The sequence below is a fragment of the Microlunatus antarcticus genome, assembly GCF_014193425.1.
Classification (GTDB): domain Bacteria; phylum Actinomycetota; class Actinomycetes; order Propionibacteriales; family Propionibacteriaceae; genus Microlunatus; species Microlunatus antarcticus.
Map to the genome: position 1 here is coordinate 415,613 of NZ_JACHZG010000001.1, position 19,626 is coordinate 435,238.

20 protein-coding genes are annotated in these 19,626 nt (G+C 70.4%); 7 read left to right on the forward strand and 13 right to left on the reverse strand.

The features are described from left to right. Positions 1 to 41: 41 nt before the first annotated feature. The 5 genes from FHX39_RS02030 to FHX39_RS02050 form a co-directional block, all read right to left on the reverse strand. On the reverse strand, positions 42 to 1,427 hold the full coding sequence (locus FHX39_RS02030; RefSeq protein WP_183336375.1) for a DUF4032 domain-containing protein: 1,386 nt from the start codon (positions 1,425 to 1,427) through the stop codon (positions 42 to 44). Positions 1,428 to 1,543: 116 nt separating this feature from the next. Beyond that, positions 1,544 to 2,656 (reverse strand): ABC transporter ATP-binding protein, encoded by a 1,113-nt coding sequence (locus tag FHX39_RS02035; protein WP_183336377.1) that lies wholly within the window; start codon positions 2,654 to 2,656, stop codon positions 1,544 to 1,546. A 257-nt stretch (positions 2,657 to 2,913) separates the two neighbouring features. Beyond that, entirely contained in the window at positions 2,914 to 3,726 is an 813-nt protein-coding gene (locus FHX39_RS02040) for a transglutaminase-like domain-containing protein (RefSeq protein ID WP_183336380.1), read from the reverse strand. A 152-nt stretch (positions 3,727 to 3,878) separates the two neighbouring features. Then, complete coding sequence (locus FHX39_RS02045; protein WP_198423530.1) at positions 3,879 to 5,306, reverse strand: L-serine ammonia-lyase; 1,428 nt, start codon at positions 5,304 to 5,306, stop codon at positions 3,879 to 3,881. A gap of 136 nt (positions 5,307 to 5,442) precedes the next feature. Beyond that, complete coding sequence (locus tag FHX39_RS02050) at positions 5,443 to 5,964, reverse strand: O-acetyl-ADP-ribose deacetylase (protein ID WP_183336385.1); 522 nt, start codon at positions 5,962 to 5,964, stop codon at positions 5,443 to 5,445. Between the two features lie 235 nt (positions 5,965 to 6,199). On the opposite strand from FHX39_RS02050, the gene FHX39_RS02055 reads away from it, so the two are divergent. Beyond that, positions 6,200 to 6,907 (forward strand): ZIP family metal transporter, encoded by a 708-nt coding sequence (locus FHX39_RS02055; RefSeq protein WP_183336387.1) that lies wholly within the window; start codon positions 6,200 to 6,202, stop codon positions 6,905 to 6,907. A 13-nt stretch (positions 6,908 to 6,920) separates the two neighbouring features. Here the strand turns inward: FHX39_RS02055 and FHX39_RS02060 are convergent, their stop codons facing one another. The 3 genes from FHX39_RS02060 to FHX39_RS02070 form a co-directional block, all read right to left on the reverse strand. Further along, positions 6,921 to 8,555 (reverse strand): solute symporter family protein, encoded by a 1,635-nt coding sequence (locus tag FHX39_RS02060; protein ID WP_183336389.1) that lies wholly within the window; start codon positions 8,553 to 8,555, stop codon positions 6,921 to 6,923. After that, positions 8,552 to 8,914 (reverse strand): DUF485 domain-containing protein, encoded by a 363-nt coding sequence (locus FHX39_RS02065; RefSeq protein ID WP_183336398.1) that lies wholly within the window; start codon positions 8,912 to 8,914, stop codon positions 8,552 to 8,554. The genes FHX39_RS02060 and FHX39_RS02065 overlap by 4 nt, the downstream gene beginning before the upstream one ends. Before the next feature lie 100 nt (positions 8,915 to 9,014). Beyond that, the gene (locus tag FHX39_RS02070) at positions 9,015 to 9,827 is read right to left on the reverse strand and encodes an alpha/beta fold hydrolase (protein WP_183336400.1); all 813 of its coding nucleotides are present in this window, start codon (positions 9,825 to 9,827) and stop codon (positions 9,015 to 9,017) included. A gap of 56 nt (positions 9,828 to 9,883) precedes the next feature. On the opposite strand from FHX39_RS02070, the gene FHX39_RS02075 reads away from it, so the two are divergent. Further along, positions 9,884 to 10,303 carry a MarR family winged helix-turn-helix transcriptional regulator gene (locus FHX39_RS02075; protein WP_183336402.1) on the forward strand — a complete coding sequence of 140 codons (420 nt, stop codon included), beginning with the start codon at positions 9,884 to 9,886 and terminating at the stop codon, positions 10,301 to 10,303. Between the two features lie 6 nt (positions 10,304 to 10,309). Here FHX39_RS02075 and FHX39_RS02080 read toward each other — a convergent pair whose 3' ends face one another. Further along, entirely contained in the window at positions 10,310 to 11,254 is a 945-nt protein-coding gene (locus tag FHX39_RS02080) for a DUF808 domain-containing protein (RefSeq protein ID WP_183336404.1), read from the reverse strand. A 134-nt stretch (positions 11,255 to 11,388) separates the two neighbouring features. Here FHX39_RS02080 and FHX39_RS02085 point away from each other — a divergent pair, with 134 nt between their 5' ends. Beyond that, positions 11,389 to 11,853, forward strand: coding sequence for a DUF6640 family protein (locus tag FHX39_RS02085; RefSeq protein ID WP_183336406.1), 465 nt, complete (start codon positions 11,389 to 11,391; stop codon positions 11,851 to 11,853). Here the strand turns inward: FHX39_RS02085 and FHX39_RS02090 are convergent. Together FHX39_RS02090 and FHX39_RS02095 are read right to left on the reverse strand one after the other, a co-directional pair. Beyond that, the gene (locus FHX39_RS02090) at positions 11,819 to 13,396 is read right to left on the reverse strand and encodes a glycoside hydrolase family 31 protein (protein WP_332836625.1); all 1,578 of its coding nucleotides are present in this window, start codon (positions 13,394 to 13,396) and stop codon (positions 11,819 to 11,821) included. The two genes, FHX39_RS02085 and FHX39_RS02090, sit on opposite strands and share 35 nt — an antisense overlap. A gap of 46 nt (positions 13,397 to 13,442) precedes the next feature. After that, the gene (locus FHX39_RS02095; RefSeq protein WP_183336408.1) at positions 13,443 to 14,312 is read right to left on the reverse strand and encodes an alpha/beta fold hydrolase; all 870 of its coding nucleotides are present in this window, start codon (positions 14,310 to 14,312) and stop codon (positions 13,443 to 13,445) included. 296 nt (positions 14,313 to 14,608) lie between these two features. Here FHX39_RS02095 and FHX39_RS02100 point away from each other — a divergent pair, with 296 nt between their 5' ends. The 4 genes from FHX39_RS02100 (at position 14,609) to FHX39_RS02115 (ending at position 18,127) form a co-directional block, all read left to right on the forward strand. Further along, entirely contained in the window at positions 14,609 to 15,235 is a 627-nt protein-coding gene (locus tag FHX39_RS02100) for a calcium-binding protein (RefSeq protein WP_183336410.1), read from the forward strand. Positions 15,236 to 15,362: 127 nt separating this feature from the next. Then, positions 15,363 to 16,061 (forward strand): hypothetical protein, encoded by a 699-nt coding sequence (locus tag FHX39_RS02105; protein WP_183336412.1) that lies wholly within the window; start codon positions 15,363 to 15,365, stop codon positions 16,059 to 16,061. 12 nt (positions 16,062 to 16,073) lie between these two features. Beyond that, entirely contained in the window at positions 16,074 to 16,730 is a 657-nt protein-coding gene (locus FHX39_RS02110) for a response regulator transcription factor (protein ID WP_183340783.1), read from the forward strand. Between the two features lie 221 nt (positions 16,731 to 16,951). Beyond that, complete coding sequence (locus FHX39_RS02115; RefSeq protein ID WP_183336415.1) at positions 16,952 to 18,127, forward strand: sensor histidine kinase; 1,176 nt, start codon at positions 16,952 to 16,954, stop codon at positions 18,125 to 18,127. Between the two features lie 427 nt (positions 18,128 to 18,554). On the opposite strand, the gene FHX39_RS02120 is transcribed toward FHX39_RS02115, so the two are convergent. Both FHX39_RS02120 and FHX39_RS02125 read right to left on the reverse strand, forming a co-directional pair. Then, a complete protein-coding gene (locus FHX39_RS02120) occupies positions 18,555 to 18,917 on the reverse strand; it encodes a FlgT C-terminal domain-containing protein (protein WP_183336417.1) in 363 nt (120 codons plus the stop codon). Between the two features lie 11 nt (positions 18,918 to 18,928). Further along, positions 18,929 to 19,600, reverse strand: coding sequence for a hypothetical protein (locus FHX39_RS02125; protein ID WP_183336419.1), 672 nt, complete (start codon positions 19,598 to 19,600; stop codon positions 18,929 to 18,931). Positions 19,601 to 19,626: the final 26 nt, after the last annotated feature.

A 19,626-nucleotide genomic window follows, 5' to 3' on the forward strand; every position in this document is an offset into this window, starting at 1 on the left:
GGGGGTATGTAAATGTTTCGCACTCGCGAGCCACGGCGGGATCAGCCCTTGCCCGCCCGTGCCCGGAGCGCGGCGATGTCCAGGAACCCGGCCGGACCGGCCGCCGGCTCGTCCTCCGCCGCCGCCTCGCCGTCCTCCCAGGGGTCGTACGGCGCGGTCTCCTCGTCGTCGTCGTAGCCCTGCGACGGGTCGTACGGGTTGGCGAGGGGGCCCATCGAGGCCATCGAAGAGAGGGCGATCTTCTCGTCGGGCAGGCTGCCGAGCACCGTGTGCATGTAGCTCTGCGTCGCCTCCTCGAGCGGGACCTCGCCCCCGGCGCGCTCGCTGAGGAACCAGCGGTGCTCGAGGACCTCGTGGAAGACCTCGGCCGGCTCGAGCTTGCCGCGCAGGTCCTGGGGCACGGAGTTGACGACCGGCTCGAAGCGGTCGGTCAGCCACTGGTGGGCCACGATCGACTCGTCGGCCCCCTGCTGGTCGGTCATGGCCCGGAAGTAGTCGAGGTCGTTGAGCAGGCGTCGCGCCTGGTTCTCCTCGGTGTCGAGACCGGTGAGGCGCAGCAGGCGGCGCTGGTGGTGGCCCGCATCGACGACCTTGGGCTGGATGCGGATCGTCGAGCCGGCGAAGTCGGTGGTGATGTCGAGCTCGGCGACGTCGAAGCCGAGGGCGTTCAGGCGGCGTACGCGGCTGTCGATGCGGTGCATCTCGGTGCCGGAGAACTCCTCGACCTCGGTCAGCTCCCCCCACAGCTCGCGGTAGCGGCTCTCGATCGTCTCGACGAGCACCTGCGGGTCCAGCGCCTCGTCCAGCAGGCCCCCGGCCTCGAGGTCGAGGAACTCTCCGAAGAGGTTCGTCCGGGCGATCTGCAGGTCGTGCTCGCGCTGGCCGTCGGTGAGCTTCTCGTGCAGCTCGCCGGTCTCGGCGTCGACGAGGTAGGCGGCGAACGAGCCGGCGTCGCGGCGGAACAGCGTGTTCGACAGGGAGACGTCGCCCCACAGGAAGCCGATGAGGTGCAGGCGGGCGATGAGCACGACCATCGCGTCGACGAGCCGGTTGACCGTGTCCTGGCGGACGCCGCGGGTGAAGAGCGAGCGGTAGGGCAGGGAGAACTGCAGGTGCCGCGTGACCAGCACCGAGTCGAGCGGGCCGCCATCGGTGTCCGTGCGCCCGATCACGACGCCGACGGCCTCGACCGACGGCGTGCCCAGGCGCTCGAGGTCGCGCAGGAGGGAGAACTCGTGGCGGGCGAGGTGCTCGAGGACCTCCTTGACCGCGTAGACCTCACGCCCGACGCGCACGAAGCGCACGACGTGGCGGGAGATGCCGCGGGGGAGCGCGACGAGGGTGTCGGTCGGCCACTGCGCCAGCGGTGTGCTCCAGGGCAGCGTGATCAGACGGGTGTCGGGCTTGACCGACAGGAATCGGGGCACGTCCACATCCTCCCAGCCGGGGTGACGACCGTCCGGCCAGCGCGACGGTTCGAGGGTCGGAACAGCACGACGCCCTCCTCCCGGGGAGGGAGGAGGGCGTCGTGAGCAGGCTCAGATCAGCGGGCGTTGTCCGGGGAGATCCGGTCGCCGCTCGCCTTGGAGAACACGTGGACGTGCTCCGGGTCGATCCGCAGCCGGACGGTCGTCCCGCGCTGCGGAGGCGTCCGGCCCGAGATGCGGGCGGTGATCTGGTTGGCGGTCAGGCGCTGGTCCTCGTGCAGACCGGCGACCGTGCCGTAGAGGAACGCGTCGGCGCCGAGCTCCTCGACCACGGCGACGTCGATCCCGATGCCGTCGTTGCCCTCACCCAGGGTGAAGTTCTCCGGGCGGATGCCCAGCATCAGGTTCTTCTCGTTCGACGCCCGCGCCAGGGTCTCGCGCGGCACCGGCACGACGTAGTCGCCGATGTGGATGCCGTCAGCCGCGACCTCGCCCTCGATGAGGTTCATCGCCGGGGAGCCGATGAAGCCCGCGACGAAGAGGTTCTTCGGCTTGTCGTACAGGTTGAGCGGCGTGTCGCACTGCTGCAGCAGGCCGTCCTTGAGGACCGCCACGCGGTCGCCCATCGTCATGGCCTCGACCTGGTCGTGGGTCACGTAGACGGTGGTGACGCCGAGCCGGGTCTGGAGCGCGGCGATCTGCGTACGGGTGGAGACGCGCAGCTTGGCGTCGAGGTTCGACAGCGGCTCGTCCATGAGGAACACCTGGGGCGAGCGCACGATCGCGCGGCCCATCGCGACGCGCTGACGCTGACCACCGGAGAGCGCCTTCGGCTTGCGGTTGAGGAAGTCCTCGAGACCGAGCAGCTTGGCGGCCTCGGCCACGCGGGTCTGACGCTCGGTCTTGCTGACGCCGGCCATCTTGAGCGCGAAGCCCATGTTGTCGCCGACGGTCATGTGGGGGTAGAGCGCGTAGTTCTGGAACACCATCGCGATGTCCCGGTCCTTCGGCGGCAGGTCGGTGACGTCGCGGTCACCGATGTAGATGCTGCCGGCGTTGATCTCCTCGAGGCCCGCGAGCATCCGCAGCGAGGTGGACTTGCCGCAGCCCGAGGGGCCGACGAGGACCATGAACTCGCCGTCGCCGATCTCGAGGTTCAGCTTGTCGACGCTGGGGTGGTCGGCCCCGGGGTAGACGCGGGTCGCGTCCTTGAAGTTGACTGTGGCCACGCCACACTTCCTTTCCACGGGCAGGTACGTGCCCGACGATCCGTAGTGGAAAAAACGCGTAGCGCCCTAGACGCAGCGCTGCGCAAGACGGACTGTAACGCAGTACGCCGCATCTGGGCAGTCCCGCCGCTCCGCCTCGAGCCCGCCCGAGCCTCGACCCGTACGTCCCAGGTGCCCCAGGTTTTTCACGTTCACGTGAAAAACTGGCGCTGAACCCGGCAGATCTGCCGTGCTGAGCGCCAGCTTCCCGTGGTCGGCTACCGCAGCTGGATGAGCTGGCTGCCGTCGTCGGTGCCGAAGTCGTCGACCACGGCGGTGACCTCGAGGCCGTCGAGGGTGACGGTGCCGCCGTAGTTCGTCAGGAACGCGGTGTCCGCGGCGTCGCGGCCGGTCGCCACGCGCAGCAGGCTCTGGCGCGGGGCGAGCCGGGTGGCGTCGACGACGTACCAGCCGCCCGCATTGGTATCGCTCGGCTCGAGGTAGGCCTCGCACACCGCGTGGTACTCCATCGGGCTCAGCCCGGGGGCGAAGACGGCGGCGAGGCGGGCGGGGACGTTCATCGCGCGGAGCAGGGCGATGCAGAGGTGCGCGTAGTCGCGGCAGACGCCCTGCCGGCCCAGGAACGTCCGGACCGCGCCGTCGGTCGGCAGGCTCGAGCCGGGGACGTACGTGAGGATGCCCGACACCCAGGTGGAGACGGCGTCGAGGAGCTCGGCGCCGTGCGTCCCGGAGAACTCGGCGGCCGCGGTCGGCGCGAGGCTGTCCGACTCGCAGTAGCGGCTGGGCCGCAGGTAGGTGATGAGGTCGAAGTCGTCGACCGGCGGCGGGGCGGACTCGCCGTCGACCACCGCCTCGTAGTCCATGAGGACCTTGCTGCCGATCGCGTCGAGCACGTGCATGCGGTTGCCGGTGAAGTCGACCAGCTCCCGCGCCACGACGGGTACGCCGTCGACGCTCAGGGCGAGGGACTCGCTCGCGAACGGCGACCCCTGCGCCCCGGCGATCGCGAAGACGAGGCGGGCGGGCGCCGAGAGCCCGAGGTCGAGGTGGCTGGTGACGGTCCGCTTCACGCACGACATCCTTCCGGACCGAGCGGAGCGCTGGGAAGCGCGCCGGTCAGCGAGACGCTTGCTCAATCCGTAGCCCGAGATGAGCTCAGAGGCCGGTGTGAGCGCTCACGCGGGCATCTCGGGCGACGAATTGAGCGGGCGGAAGGCGCGCATCAACACTCGACGATGTTCACGGCGAGCCCGCCGCGCGAGGTCTCCTTGTACTTGATCTTCATGTCGGCGCCGGTCTCCATCATGGTCTTGATCACCTTGTCCAGGCTGACCGTGTGCCGGCCGTCGCCGTGCAGGGCGAGCCGGGCGGCGGTGACGGCCTTGACGGCGCCGACCGCGTTCCGCTCGATGCAGGGGATCTGGACGAGTCCGCCGACCGGGTCGCAGGTGAGGCCGAGGTGGTGCTCCATGCCGATCTCGGCCGCGTTCTCGACCTGTGCGGGCGTCCCGCCCAGGACGGCGGCCAGCGCACCGGCCGCCATGGAACAGGCGGTGCCGACCTCGCCCTGGCACCCGACCTCGGCGCCGGAGATCGAGGCGGTCTGCTGGTAGATCGCCGCGATCGCCCCCGCAGTGAGCAGGAACTTGACGACGGTCTCCTCGGTCGGGCCCGGCAGGAAGGTGACGGCGTAGTGCAGCACGGCGGGGATGACGCCGGCGGCCCCGTTCGTGGGGGCCGTCACGATGCGCCCGCCGGAGGCGTTCTCCTCGTTGACGGCCAGCGCCCAGACGGTCAGCCAGTCCAGCGCGGCCAACGGGTCGGCCGTGCTCACCTCGCCGCGGGCGACGGCCGCGACGTCGACGTCGTGGCGCCCGTCGAGCGACGTCCGTAGGTCTGCGGCCCGGCGCCGCACCTTGAGCCCGCCCGGCAGCACGCCGGGGGTGGTCGTGCCCTGCGCGACGCAGGCGACCATCACCTCCCACAGGTGCAGCAGCCCCTCGCGGACGTCGGCCTCCGAGGAACGTGCGGCCTCGTTCGCGAGCATCACCTCGGCGATGCTCAGACCCTCGCGCTCGCAGGCCGCGAGGAGCTCGCCCGCCGTACGGAACGGGTACGGCACGGGCGTCGCGTCGGGCCGCAGCGTCGGGTGCCCGGAACCGTCGTCGTCCAGCACGAACCCGCCGCCGATGGAGTAGTACGTGCGGCTCAGCACCTCGGCGCCGTCGGCGTCCCAGGCGGTGCAGGTCATGCCGTTGGGGTGGAAGGGGAGCGATCGCCGCCGGTGCATGACCAGGTCCTCGCCGGCGTCGAACGCGACCTCGTGGTGCCCTCCGAGCCGGAGCCGCCCGGTTTCCTTGATCGTCTGCGCCAGGCCGGGGGCCGCGCCCGTGTCGATCGTCTCGGGGTCGAGCCCGGTCAGGCCCCAGAGGACGGCCCGGTCGCTGCCGTGCCCGTGCCCGGTCGCACCGAGCGACCCGAACAGCTCCACCCGTACGCGTCGCGTGCGCCGCAGCAGGTCCGAGGCGGTGAGCGCCTCCACGAACCGCTTGGCCGCGCGCATGGGGCCGACGGTGTGCGAGCTCGACGGGCCGATCCCCACGGTGAAGAGCTCGAAGACACTGACCACCGGGCCAGTGTGCCCGTCCAGGGCCTCCGGGGCCGCAGACGGGGCCGGGAACACTGGCGGAGCGGGCCCCGCCGGCGCACCCAGGCGGGGCCCCACTCGAGGTCGATTCTGCGCTCGCGCCGACCCCTCGACGGGAGCCACGCCGAGCTCCTCCGGGTCAGAGACCCTGGCGCTCGAGCTCGGCGGCGAAGACGTCGTACGCCCGCTCGTCGCGCAGCACGAACCGCACCTCCTCGACCTCCGTGCTCGCCTCGCGCACGCTCGCCAGCGCGATGCGGGCGGCGTCGTCCAGGGGCCAGTGGTACGCGCCGGTCGAGATCGCCGGGAACGCGACCGTCCGCGCCCCGACCTCGTCCGCGACGGCCAGGGAGCGGGTGTGGCAGGAGGCGAGCAGCCCCGACTTGTCGATGGTCTTGGCCCAGGTCGGCCCGACCGTGTGGATGACCCACTGAGCGGGCAGGTCGCCGGCGATCGTGGCGACCGCCTCCCCGGTCGGCAGCCCCTCGCGGAACGTGGTCTTCCGCACGCGGCGGCACGCCTCCAGCAGCTTGGGCCCCGCCGCCCGGTGGATCGCCCCGTCCACCCCACCACCGCCGAGGATCGTGTGGTTCGCCGCGTTGACGACGGCGTCGACCTCCTGCCTCGTGAGGTCGCCGAGGACGAGGGTGATCGCGGTCATGGGCTCACGCTAGATCCCGGGGTGCCGGCGGACCCTGCGCATTTCTGACGGCTCGTTCGCAGCGAGCCCGACGGCCTGGGCGTACGCCGAGGGCGGCGGGCCGATCGAGCCGTCACTTCTGAGCGGGACGGGCACGCCGCAGGCCGACCGCCGCGTCGGACAGCATGAGGGTCGACCCGCGGCCGCGGCGCGCCCGACGGGCAGCGGGTACGGGAGGGACGAAGGAGGCGATGACGTGCTCAGCGCGTTCGGGTGGGGTGCGGTGGCCGCGGGGTCGTTGTTCGTCGGGGCGCTGCTGGCCCTCGCCCGCAGCTGGCGGAAGGGACTCGTGGGCGGTGTCCTCGCCTTCGGTGCGGGTGCCCTCATCTCGAGCGTGGCGTTCGAGCTCGCTCAGGAGGGTCTCGAGCTCGGCGGGCCCGGGCCCGTCGCGGCCGGGCTCGCGGTCGGCGCGCTCGCGTTCTTCTTCGCCGACCGCGCGGTGGACCGCATCGGAGGGCGGAGCGGGGGCGGCGCGGGCGGGCTGCCGCTGGCGGTCGGGGCCCTGCTCGACGGCATCCCCGAGCAGGCGGTCCTCGGCATCGGTCTGGCCTCCGGTCAGGGGGTCAGCGTGGCGCTGCTGGTCGCCATCTTCGTCTCCAACCTGCCGGAGGGGATCGGCTCCGCGAGCGACATGAGGGCCAACGGCAAGCCCGCCCGCACGATCGTGTCGCTGTGGGCCGCCGTGTCCGTCGTCTGCGTGCTGGCGACGGTCGGCGGCTACGCACTCGCCGACGTGGTCGGTGGCGAGGTCAAGGCCGGGATCGACGCCTTCGCCGCCGGGGCGCTCCTGGTCATGCTGATCGACTCGATGGTCCCCGAGGCGCACAGCAAGGCGGGCAACCGCGCCGGGTTGGTCACCGTGCTCGGCTTCGCCGTCGCGGCGGCGCTCTCCAACCTCACCTGAGGCTCACCCCGCCCTAGTGCGGAACCGCCTTCTCGATGCCGGCGCCGGTGAGGGAGCGGACCTCGAGCTCGTCGTAGCGCTTCTGGCTCTCGGTGTCCTTGCTCAGCAACGTGCCGACGATGCCGCACAGGAACCCGATCGGGATCGAGACCAGGCCCGGGTTGCGCAGCGGGAACCAGGCGAAGTCGGCGTTCGGGAAGAGCGAGGTCGCCGTGCCCGAGCCGACCGGGGAGAAGACCACCAGCACCACTGCGGCGATCAGGCCGCCGTAGATGCTCGCCGTCGCCCCGGCGGTGTTGAAGCGCCGCCAGAAGAGGTTGAAGAGCAGCGCCGGGAGGTTCGCCGAGGCGGCGACGGCGAAGGCCAGCGCGACCAGGAACGCGATGTTCAGCCGCTGGGCCGGGATGGCCAGCGCGATGGCCACGGCCCCGATGCCGAAGGCGGCGATCCGGACGACGATCAGCTCGCTGCGCTCCGACGCCTTGCCCTTCTTGATCACGTTGGCGTAGATGTCGTGCGCGAGCGAGGAGGCCGACGTCAGGGTCAGCCCGGCGACCACGGCGAGGATCGTCGCGAACGCGACCGCCGAGATCAGCGCCAGCAGCACCGCCCCGCCGAGCGTGCCCTCACCACCACCCACGGCCTGGGCGAGCAGCGGCGAGGCCGCGTTGCCCGACGAGGTGGCGACGGGGCTGCCCTTGCCCGTGTCGACCAGCGTCGCGGCGCCGAAGCCGAGCACCAGCGTCATCAGGTAGAACGCGCCGATCAGACCGATGGCCCACAGCACCGACTTGCGCGCTGTCTGCGCGGTCGGGGTCGTGTAGAAGCGGACGAGGATGTGGGGCAGACCGGCCGTGCCGAGCACCAGCGCGAGCCCGAGCGAGAGGAAGTCGAACTTGCCGATCAGGTCCTTGCCGTAGAGCTGGCCCGGCTGCAGGAACGCCTCGCCCTTGCCGGACTTCTCGGCCGCGGCGCCGAGGAGCTCGGAGAGGTTGAAGTGGAACTGCGCGAGCACGAGGATCGTGATCAGCAGCGTGCCGATGATCAGGAGCACCGCCTTGACGATCTGCACCCAGGTCGTGCCCTTCATGCCGCCGAGCGTCACGTAGACGATCATGAGGATGCCGACGCCGATGATCACCAGGTTCTTGACCCCGGGGCTGCTGACGCCGAGGAGCAGACCGACCAGGCTGCCGGCGCCGACCATCTGCGCGAGCAGGTAGAAGATCGACACGACGATGGTCGACGACGCGGCCGCCGTCCGCACGGGCACCTGCCGCATGCGGAACGCGAGCTGGTCGGCCATCGTGTAGCGCCCGGAGTTGCGCAGCAGCTCGGCCACCAGCAGCAGCGCGACGAGCCACGCGACGAGGAAGCCGATGGAGTAGAGGAAGCCGTCGTAGCCGTAGAGGGCGATCGAGCCGGAGATCCCCAGGAACGAGGCCGCCGACATGTAGTCGCCGCCGATGGCGAGGCCGTTCTGGAAGCCGGTGAACGAGCGCCCGCCCGCGTAGTAGTCGGCCGCGCTCTTGTTCTGCCGCGACGCCCAGAACGTGATGCCGAGCGTCACCGCGACGACCGCGAGGAACAGCGTGATCGTCAGCGCGCGGTTGTCGCCGGCGGCCAGGGGCACGAGCAGCGGGGTCATCGTCCGGTCTCCTCGTCGTAGCGGGCGCCGAGCTTCGTCGCCAGCGGGTCGAGCTCACGGCCCGCGTGGCGGGAGTAGAGGTACGCGATGACGAAGGTCGACAGGAACTGCAGCAGCCCGAAGACCAGCGCGACGTTGACGTGCCCGACGACCGGGGTGTCCATGAAGTCGCGTGCCCAGTTGTTGCAGACGACGTACGTCACGTACCAGACCAGGAACGCGATCGTCGCCGGCACGGCGAACCGGCGGTAGCGCCGCTTGAGCTCCGCGAAGTCGGGGTCCTTCGCCAGCTCGACGTAGACCTCCTCGTCGCGCTTGCGCTGCGAGCCGGGTCCCGGCGTGCGCTGCGTCCGTGCCATCAGTGACCTCCGTTGGTCGCGTCGATTGGACGAGACCATATAGGCCACTGGTCTGCTCCGCCAGAGCGGCGCACCCGGTGTGGGCACGTTCCCACGGAGGTCAGCCGATCAGGAGCTCCAGCAGCGCCCCGGGCGTCTCGAGCTGGGGCAGGTGACCGGTCCGGGGGAGCAGAACGAAGCGGGCGTCGGGGATCAGGGCCGCGTACGCCTGCGCGACGTCGGGGTCGACGATGCGGTCCGCCTCGCCGGCCACGACGAGGGTCGGGACGGTGATCGATCCGAGCCGGCTCTGCAGCGTCGGGTCGGTCATCGTCGTGCCGCCGTAGACGGCGAGCGCGGCGCGGTTGCCGGGCATCAGGGCCAGAACCGCGGGCGGCAGGGTGGCCGGGTCCAGGCGGAAGCGGTCGGGCTCGTAGTAGCTGAGGTCGGCGACCTGGTCCAGCGTGAGGGCGAAGAAGTCGGCGGGACGGTGCCCGGGGACGTCGAGCCCGACGGCGCCGACCAGGGTCAGGTCGCGCCAGCGGGCGCGAGCCCGGCCGGTCGGCCCGGCGCACACCAGGGCCGCGAGCTCGGCGGCGATCCAGCCGCCGATGGAGTTCCCGACCACGCTGAGGTCGGTGAGGTCGAGGTGCTCGACGAGCGCGGCGTACGTCGCCGCCAGGCCTCGCGCACTGTCCAGCGCGGCGGGTCGCTCGGTGCCGCCGAAGCCCGGATGGGTCGGGACGAGGACCCGTACGCCGCCCTCCCGCGCGAGGAGGTCGGCGAAGGCGGCGACGGACTGCGGCCCCGCGCCCCCGTGCAGCAGCAGGACCGGGCGGCCCTGTCCCTGCTCGTCGACGCGGACGGGGACGTGCCCGATCTCGTCGACCTCGAGCGCGTACGTGGTGGTGGTGAGGGTGTTCGTCGTGGTCATGGGTCTATCTAAGCACGCTTAGGTAAGGATGCTTCTTCGACCGGTAGTCTGGCGGCATGACGTCGTCGCTCCAGGAGGTCGGGCTCGCGGTCAAGCGGCTCCAGTGGCGCCACCACCGCGCGGCCAACGTCCGGCTGGCGGAGCTCGGGCTCTCGCTGGTGCAGTGGGACGTCCTGCGCCACCTCGCCGCGCAGCCCGAGGCCTCGCTGCACGACCTGGCGGTGCTGACCTTCCAGACGGACCAGTCGATGGGCGCGCTGGCCGGACGCATGATCAAGCGCGGGCTCCTCGCCCGCGTCGACGGTCCCGGGCGCGCCGTACGCCACCGCCTGACCGAGCGCGGCGACGACGCCCGCCGAGCCGGCAGCGAGCTGATGGACGCGGTCCTGCGTGAGTCGTTCGGCGCCCTCACCCCGGAGCAGGTCGACCAGCTGCACGAGCTCCTGACCCTCACCGCCGGTGCAGACGCCCCCTGAGCAGCCTCAGTGCTGCGCGACCTTCTTCCGCTTGGGCAGCAGGTGCAGGACCGCCACGACCACGGCGCCCACGACGAGGCCGATGATCGCGGAGACGAGGGTGTTGGCCAGCCAGGCGAGCACGCCACCGAGCGCCGGCACCCCGTGCACGGCCTCCTCGACCGCGTGGACGAGCGCGTACGGGCCGTGCCAGCCGAGCTCGTCGGTGCCGACCAGCAGAATGTGGCCGCCGACCCAGAGCATGGCGACCATGCCGACCGTCGACAGGAGGGCCAGCAGCTTGGGCATGCCCTGGACCAGGCCCAGCCCGACCTTGCGGGCCGTGCCCGATTCGCGCCCGGACAGGTGCAGCCCGACGTCGTCCATCTTGACGATCAGCGCGACGACGCCGTAGACGAGCGCGGTGATCGCGATCCCGACCACGACGAGGATGATCGCCCGGGACAGCAGGCCCTCGTCGGCCACCTCGTTGAGGGAGATGACCATGATCTCGGCGGAGAGGATGAAGTCGGTCCGGATGGCGCCGGACACCATCGTCTTCTCCTGGTCGCCGCCCTGGACCACCGCCGGCTGGTTGGTCTGCTCCGGGTGGTGGCCGGCGACCTTCTCCCAGATCTTCTCCGCGCCCTCGAAGCACAGGTAGACGCCGCCGACCATGAGGATCGGCGTCAGCGCCCACGGCACGAACTGGCTGAGCACCAGGATCGCCGGGAGGATGATCAACAGCTTGTTGCGCAGCGAGCCCAGCGCGATCTTCCTGATCATCGGCAGCTCGCGGTCGGCGGTGAAGCCGGTGACGTAGCGCGGGGTGACCGCGGTGTCGTCGACGACCACGCCCGCCGCCTTGACGCTCGCCCGGCCCGCCGCGGCGCCGATGTCGTCGACCGAGGCGGCCGCGATCCTGGCCATCGCCGCCACGTCGTCCAGCAGGGCCGCGAGCCCGCCGCTCATCGGGCGGGTCGCCGTCGCTCGTCCATCCGACAACGCTACCGGGCGGGGGTCCACCGGGCGGCCGGCCCGGAGCAGGTCCGGCTGCGCGCCCACACTCGTCGTGCAGGCGTACGACCCACCTCCAGGGAGACCCCATGACCACCGCACCCCGTCGAGCAGCCGTCCCCGTCGGGAAGGTCCTCACCTCGGTGGCGGCCCTCGTCCCGGCGGTCGGGGCGTTCGCCGCCGACTGGAACGAGACCCACGTCTTCAACCCGCGGTGGCCGCCGCACGCGAAGTTCCACAACGCGCAGACGATCACCCTCGCCGTGGTCGCCGCCGGCCTGACGCTGTGGGAGACGTGGCGCCCGGGGCCGACGACACCGTCGCGGCTGCGCTGGTCGACCACGATGGGCGGGCTCTTCTTCCTCACCCAGGCCCCGGCGATCCTCTTCCCGGGCACGGCCTTCGTCGATCCCGAGAACGGGCTGCAGACCACGAAGCTCGGGCCGGTCCCGGTCAACCAGCTCACGGCGATCGGGGCGGTCGTCCTGCCGCTGCTCGCCGCGGGCCACGCCCTCGAGGTCAGGCGGCTCGGCGCCACCACGGCAGCGAGCTGAGGTCGACCGGCACGTCACGCTCCGCCGAACCCTCGACGACGGCCCCGTCGTCTGCCACCCAGCGCCCGGGCGGGAACGTGACGTGTTGCCTGGCCACGCCGGGTTCCAGGACCGGGGCGACGAGCAGGTCCTCACCCAGCAGGAACTCGTCGCGCACCTGCTCGAACCCCGGGTGGTGGTAGGCGAGCGGCCGCAGGACCGGCTCGCCCGCGCGGCTCGCGTGCTCGACCAGCGCGAGGAGCTCGGGCAGGAGCCGCTGCCGCAGGGCGACCGCCTCGGTGACCGCGGCCAGGTGCTCCGCGTCGAGCACGCGCCACGGGGCGAGGGAGAACTGCACCATCGGCATCAGGACCGAGCACTGCGCCCACCGCACGAACAGCTCGGCGTCGAGCGGGTCGCCGCCCAGGAACCCGCCGAGCTCCCCGCCGCCCACCATGTCGGGGCAGCCGTACGGGTGGCCGATCAGGCCCTGCGCGAGGACCTCGGGGATCAGCGACCCGAGCCCGTCAGCGCCCCACGTCGGTGGCTTGTCGTGCAGGCGCTGGGCGAGCGGCTGGCCGCCCGCCTTCCAGCAGGCCCGCAGCTCGTTGTACGGGTACTCGGCCGCGAGCCGCGCCCAGGCCTCGCTCTGTTTGGTCGGCGTGCCCGGCCCGGTGCCCGCGTAGGTGACGTCGGTCGGGCGGTAGTCGCGCAGGTCGCCCGCGTCGAGCTTGCATCCGTCGACCCCGTACGTGGTCCGCAGCGCGTCCAGCTCGCGGCGCAGCCAGCCGACGGCGTCGGGGTTCGTGAGGTCGAGGACGGTGCTGAAGCCGTTCCACCACTCACGTACGGCGGGCCTCCCGTCGGGCTCGCGGACCAGCCAGCCGCGGGTGGCGGCGGTGCGCGAGTTCTCGCTGTCGGGGCTGACGAACGGGACGACCCAGAGCATCACCGCGAAGCCCCAGGCGTGCAGCTGCGTGATCATGGCGGCCGGGTCGGCGAAGCGCGTCGGGTCGAAGCGCCAGTCGCCGTAGTCCTCCGACCAGCGGTCGTCGATCATCAGGAGCCCGGGCGGGAACCCGGCGTCGAGCACGCCCTGCGCGTACGCGAGCACCCCCTCCTGCGTCGGCGCGTACGGCATCTCGATCCAGGTGTTGTACTGCGGCGCCGTGAACATCAGCTCGGCCGGCGTCGTTCCGCTGGCGGGGAAGTGGTCGCGCGCGGCGGCCCGGAAGGCGTCCCCCAGCGTTCCCTGAGCCCGTTCTTCCGCTCCCTGAGCCCCGCCCAACGCTCCCTGAGCTTGTCGAAGGGCCACGTCCCCCTCGACCTCCAGCCCGCCCTCCCCGTCGAAGGCGAACGTGAACGGTTCGTCCGACCAGACGTAGCGCCCGTGGCTGGAGACGAGCAGGGGAGCGGACTGGTTCGCACCCGCGGTCGGGTCGCCGACGAGGCCGGCGTTCGTCGCCAGGTCACGCCGGTGCGGCGCGGCCCCGAACGGCATCAGCGTGCCGTCCGCGACCGCGCCGCCCCACCACCACTCGTCCGGCTCCAGGTCGATGCGCACCGGAGCATCCTGTCGTGCGTGCTCCGCGAACCTTGATCAGGTGGGGTCAGCGGTGCGCGCGGGCCGCCTTGCGGATGAGGTCGGCGACGGCCTTCGGGTGGCTCGTCATCGCCACGTGGGAGCTGTCGAGCTCGATCGTGTGCGACCCGGCACGCTTGGCCATCGCCCGCTCGGCGGCCGGCGGGATGGCGTTGTCGTGCTTGGCCACGACGAAGTAGCTGGGGATGTCCTTCCAGGCGGGCGGGCCCGACTCCGCCCCGAGGGAGAAGAACGTGACCGGCCGCTGCGCCGAGGCCATGACCGCCGCCTGACGCCGCGGAAGGTCGGCGGCGAACACCGCGCGGAAGAACTTCGGGTCGATGCTCACGTCGGCGTCACCGGCGGGAGCGCTCGGGTAGGGGCGCAGGACGAGGTGCTCGAGCAGGAGCGGGGGAGCGCCGTTGCCCAGCGCGTTGGCCTGGATGGCCGTCTCGTGCTCGGCGAGCGCATACGCGGAGACGTAGACGAGGGCCTTGACGTTCGCGTTGCCGGTCGCCGCGTTGGTGATCACCGCACCGCCGTACGAGTGGCCGCCGAGGATGATCGGTCCCTCGATGGTCCCGAGGAACTCCTTGACGGAGGCGGCGTCGCTCTTGAGTCCGCGCAGCGGGTTCGGCGGCGCGTGGACCGTGTAGCCCTGGCGCTGGAGGATGGCGATGACGTCGCCGAAGCCCGACGCGTCCGCGAACGCCCCGTGCACCAGGACGATGGTCGGCTTCTTGCCCTTCGGCTTGTCCTTCGCCGCAGACGTCGCCGATGGGGTGGCCTTCGTGTCGGCGTGCGCGGCGACGGGCGCGAGGGCACCTGCCGCGGTGGCGACAGCGGCGGTGGCGAGGACGGTGCGTCGTTTGACGTCGTGGGTCTCTGGGCCGGTCATGGGTGTCCTGTCTTCGCTACGAGCGGGTGACCGACGTCGACGACGTCGATGGTGGGGCGACGGACGTCGTGCTCGTGTGGCGGCGTGATGCGGCACCACGTTCCCGCTCGGCTGCGAACAGCAGCGTCTGCACCGTAGGACCGGCGACGAGGCGCTGACCAGGGCCGAACGCCTCTTGCCAAGTGCCGCGGAGAACCTGACAGAACTGTCATCTGCACGACAGGGACCCGTCAGCGCCGCCCGATGAAGTAGGGGACGTCGGAGAGACCGACCACCAAGCCCCAGGAGCAGACGCCATGACCACCACCGCCCCCTTCGCCCGCAACGTCAAGCGCGCCGCCGCCCTCTCCGGCGCGGGCCTCCTCACCGCCCTCGGCCTCGCCTTCGCGGTGCCGAGCTCGGCCTCCGCCGCGGACGTCCCCACCTGCAACGGCCTCGTCGCCACGATCGTCGGCACCGACCGCGCCGACGACATCGAGGGCACGCGGGGCAACGACGTCATCGTCGGCCTCGCCGGCAACGACGAGATCGACGGCAACGGCGGCAACGACACCATCTGCGGCAACGCCGGCAACGACGAGATCGACGGCGGTTCCGGCAACGACTGGCTGCAGGGCAGCACCGGCAACGACGAGATCGACGGCGGCTCCGGCAACGACAAGGTCTTCGGCTCCTCCGGCGACGACGACCTCGAGGGTGGCAGCGGCAAGGACACCGTCGACGGCTACACCGGCAACGACCGCCTCGAGGGCAACTCCGGCCAGGACCGCCTCTTCGGCAAGGACGGTGACGACTTCCTCGAGGGCAACGGGAGCCGCGACACCCTCGACGGCGGCGCCGGGGTGAACCAGACGTTCCAGGGCAGCGCGTCCGAGCGGGCCGAGGACGCCTGGGAGCGTCAGTACCGCGGCGACGACGACTGATCCCCAACCGCTGAGCCCGAAGACCGCTCCCTGAGCTTGTCGAAGGGCTGAGGCATCGCCGAGGGGCCGTCCACGCGGACGGCCCCGTCGGCGCGCACGGGACAATGAGTCGGACGAGGAGGACCAGGTGCCCACAACCACGTCGCGTCGGCGACTGACCACCGGAGCGGTGGCGCTGGCCGTCGCCGCGCTGCTGGCGCTGACGGCCTGGCTGCTGATGCGGCCCGACCCCGAGGAGTCCGTCGCCCCCGTGGTCGTCGACGAGGTGAGCGCCGCGCCGCCCGTGTCCGGCCAGGCGGGCACCACCCAAGAGCAGATCGAGGCGCTCGACCGGCTGTCGGGCAGCCTGCGGCACGGCGGGGACACCGCCGAGTTCGTCCTCGACGACATCGAGCTCGACTTCGGGCCGGACGCCTGGGTGCTGACCGCGCCCGCGACCGCGGACTTCAACCGGAACGGCACCGTCGAGCCGCTCCTGGCCGAGCTCCAGAGCCTCGTGGACCAGCCGGTCACGGCGATGGTCCGGCTCGACGAGGACGGCGACGACGCGGACGTCTTCGTGCTGAACGACCTCACCTACCGCGACAGCACCGGCGCGAACCTCCCGTGGCAGCCGGTCGAGACCGGCGGTAGTGCCGCGCCGTCAGCGACCGTGCGCGAGGCGGCGATCGACGCCGTCGGAGCCGGCGCCAAGGTGACCGAGCTCGAACGCGTACGGGCTGGCCGCGTCGCCTGGGAGGCGACCGTGGTCGACGCCCAGGGCGTCGAGCACTCCGTCCTGCTCGGGGCCGACGGCGTCGTGCTCGACCTGCGCCGAGCGGACTGACCCGCCGTGGCGATGGTGCTCCTGATCGAGGACGAGGTCGGCATCTCCGACTTCGTCCGCCGCGGCCTCGAGTCGGCCGGCTTCACGGTCGTCGTGGCCGCGGACGGGCTCTCGGGCCTCAAGCTCGCGCAGCACGACGACGTCGAGCTGGTCATCCTCGACCTCGGGCTGCCCGGCCTCCCCGGTGAGCAGGTGCTCGCGCGGCTGCGGAACGTACGCCCGGCCGTCCCGGTCATCGTCCTGACGGCGAAGGGCGCCGTGCAGGACCGGGTGACCAACCTCGAGGCCGGCGCGAACGACTACGTCGTGAAGCCGTTCAGCTTCAGTGAGCTGCTCGCCCGCGTCCGCGTCCAGCTCCGCCGTCCGGAGCAGACGTCGTCCGTCCTGCTCGAGGCCGGTGGCCTGACCCTCGACGTCCGGACGCGCGAGGTCAGCATCCACGGGAAGAACGCGACCCTGTCGTCGCGCGAGTTCACACTGCTCGAGGTGCTGATGCGTCACCCCGGGCAGGTGCTGTCGCAGACCCAGCTGCTCGACCAGGTGTGGGGCTACGGCTTCGACGGCGCGTCGAACGTCGTCGAGACCTACGTCCGCCACCTGCGCCGCAAGATCGGTGCCGAGCGGATCCAGACCGTACGGCGCGCCGGCTACCGGCTGGTGCTCGAGTGAGGCACTCCCTCTACGTCCGCATCGCGTCGATCGCGCTCGCGATCCTCGCGGTCACGATGCTGGCGGCGGCACTGCTCACCGCTCAGCTCATCAGGGTCGAGCAGCGTGAGGACCTGGACGAGGTGCTGCGGCGCGAGGTCACCGCTCTCGCTCTCGGGCTGCCCGACCAGCTGACTGAGGCGAGTGGGGCCGACGGGGTCGCCGACGCGGCGGAGGTGGACGTGGCCGTGCAGCGCTACCTGGCTCTGCACCCCGGCAGCCAGCAGCACCTCACCGTCGTGACGCTGGGCAACAAGACGTTGAGCACCCAGGACGGTCCGTCGGAGCTGATCTCGCTGGACCGCTCCGGTGGTCTGCCCCGGGGGACGGTGGGCCGGCTCCTGACGGTCGGGTCGTCGGCCGGGCCTCTACGCGTGCTGACGGCTGACGTCGTCTCGCAGGGGCAGGCGATCGCGCAGGTCTCGGTCTTCGGCCCGCTCGGCCCGAGTCTCGACTCAGCGCGCCAGGCGTTCACCCGGATCGCGTTGGCGAGCGCGATCGGGCTGGTGCTGGGCGGGTTCGTCCTGCTGGTCGCGCTGCGCCGGGCGCTGCGTCCGGTGCACGAGCTGGCTTCAGCCGCGCGATCCGTTGACCTCCGCGACCTGAGCAGTCGTGTTCCAGAACCCGAGGGCCGCGACGAGGTCTCCGCGATGGCGGGGGAGTTCAACCGCATGCTCGACCGCATCCGCGACGACGAGGACAAGCGCAAGCAGCTCCTCGCCGCGATCTCGCACGAGCTCCGCACGCCGCTGGCCGTGGCGCGGGGGCACCTGGAGCTGCTGGAGACGCTGGGTCCGGAGGAGGGTCAGACAGCGGCAGACACGGCCGCCATCGCGGGGCGTGAGCTGGACCGGCTGAGCCGGATCGTCGACGACTTGACCGCGCTGAATTCGGGCTCAGACCGGGCCGACGTCGAGATCGGTCCGGTGTTCGCGCCGGACGTGATCGACGTGCTGCGCGATCGGGTCGCGGGGCTTGGCTACACCGACGTCGAGATTCTCGACGCTCCGCCGGTCGTGGCGTTGGGCGACGAGGACCGGCTGACCCAGGCTTTGCTCGCCCTCGTCGTCAACGCAAGAACTCACACTCCACCTGGTACACCGGTATCAGTGCACGCCGGTTCTGCTGATGGCCACGTCGAGTTCCGCGTGTCCGATACGGGTCCGGGGTTGGCGTCAGAGGTCGTCAAGCGCGCCTTCGAGCCCTTTGTGACGACGAAGAACTTGGGTCCTGGCCGCACCGCGGGACTTGGACTCAGCGTCGTCAAGGCCGTTGTCGAGGCGCAGGGCGGCACGGTGGCTATCAAGTCCGGACCAAAAGGAACAACGGTGCTGATCACCACACCGCTGGATGTCTAAAAACTGGCCAGAGGCGTTGCGCGGTCGCGGTACCAACAGTGTGCACTGAGTATCCACATAGCCGAGCCTCGCGCTCTACTGAGCGCTTGCAAGGAGAGGCGGCCTGCACTCGGTGGCTTCGTTCATCCTACTCGGACCGGGCGTGTAGGTAAATCTCAGTTCAATGCGAGTTTCTGTCGACTTGGACGCGCAGAGTGAGCGCCAGCTAATTTGATCCGACCTCTATCCGTTCCGGCGATGAGTTGCTTGAGGGTTGCTGGAAGCATCTGCTTGCTCGCCGCCGTTTGCTGATGCGACGCACATGAGCGACGTTCGTCAGGGGATTCCTCAGTGCCAGTGCGCGTGCGGTTGACCAGCCGCTACTCGTCGCGACATGCGCCGGACAGGTCCAGAAGGCGACAGAGAGTGTTACTTGAGAGATGTGGTTTTAGAATGGAGGCTCGGCGGGGGGATCTTCTCGACGAATAACAACGTCTTCGCCAGTTTGAACTGAAACGTCTTCTTCACCGGTAAATCCGTCGCCCATGGTCTTCAGCTTCCCTGCGCCTCCCACAGAGGACTGTGACCGCTGTCGGTCCGTAACCTTGGCGAGGGACATTTTCTCGCGCACCTCACTGATCTCAAGGCGGAGCTTAACGAAGTTCACAACATCCAGTTCCTCGCCGGTGACAGGATCATTCACATGCTCACTGCGGAACAGGATCACTTCGTCGCCAACCTGAACTCCAGTTGCTTTACCGACATTTACGGCGAGGAGTGTGGGGGTCAGGATCTTAGCGACCTTCGCCATTATTTGAATGCTCATGAGTCATCACCATCTTCTGAAGGATTAATGAGGTCGGAGAGGTCGATTGGCGCAAGAACAACGCCTCTCGGAGCGGACTTATCGGCTCCCGCTTGACTTGCGACGCTTTCAAGAAAGGGTGTGAGTTTACGACCTGCCGGTACAAACCAGACGTAGCCATCCCTGACTGCATGGCTCACCCGAAGTGTTCCGAGCGAAGTGTCCAACTGACCCTCTGCCACAAGGTTGAAACGAGTGTTTATCGAAGGTGGCGTCCCGTCTGTGGGTACGCGTCCGCAAACTCGAAGAGTTCCAGACTCGATACTGACCGAGACGAGTACCGGCAAAGCTGAGTCTAAATTTAAGCTGGCCCCAACTACCTGTGCCTGACCTTCGATGACCCCTTCGTCGTATGCGCGCTGGACCTCTTCGTCGTGCTCAACCACTTGGCCGAGCAGGTTTTGCTCTATCTGTCTCTGCTCTTCTAGGCGCACAAGAAGGGGCCCGTACCCTCTATAAGCAGAAGAAATCGCTAGTGCGTGCTTCCAAACTTGCGGAACCGCAACAATGAGGATTCCAAGGACAAGAATTGCCACCGCCCACCGAAGAACCCCAAATTGATCGGCGCCGGCAAGTATGCCGACAATGACGCCGATGGACACGACGGCGGTCCAAAAGCGCTTCCACACGGCAAATCCTTTCAGATTCTCGAGGG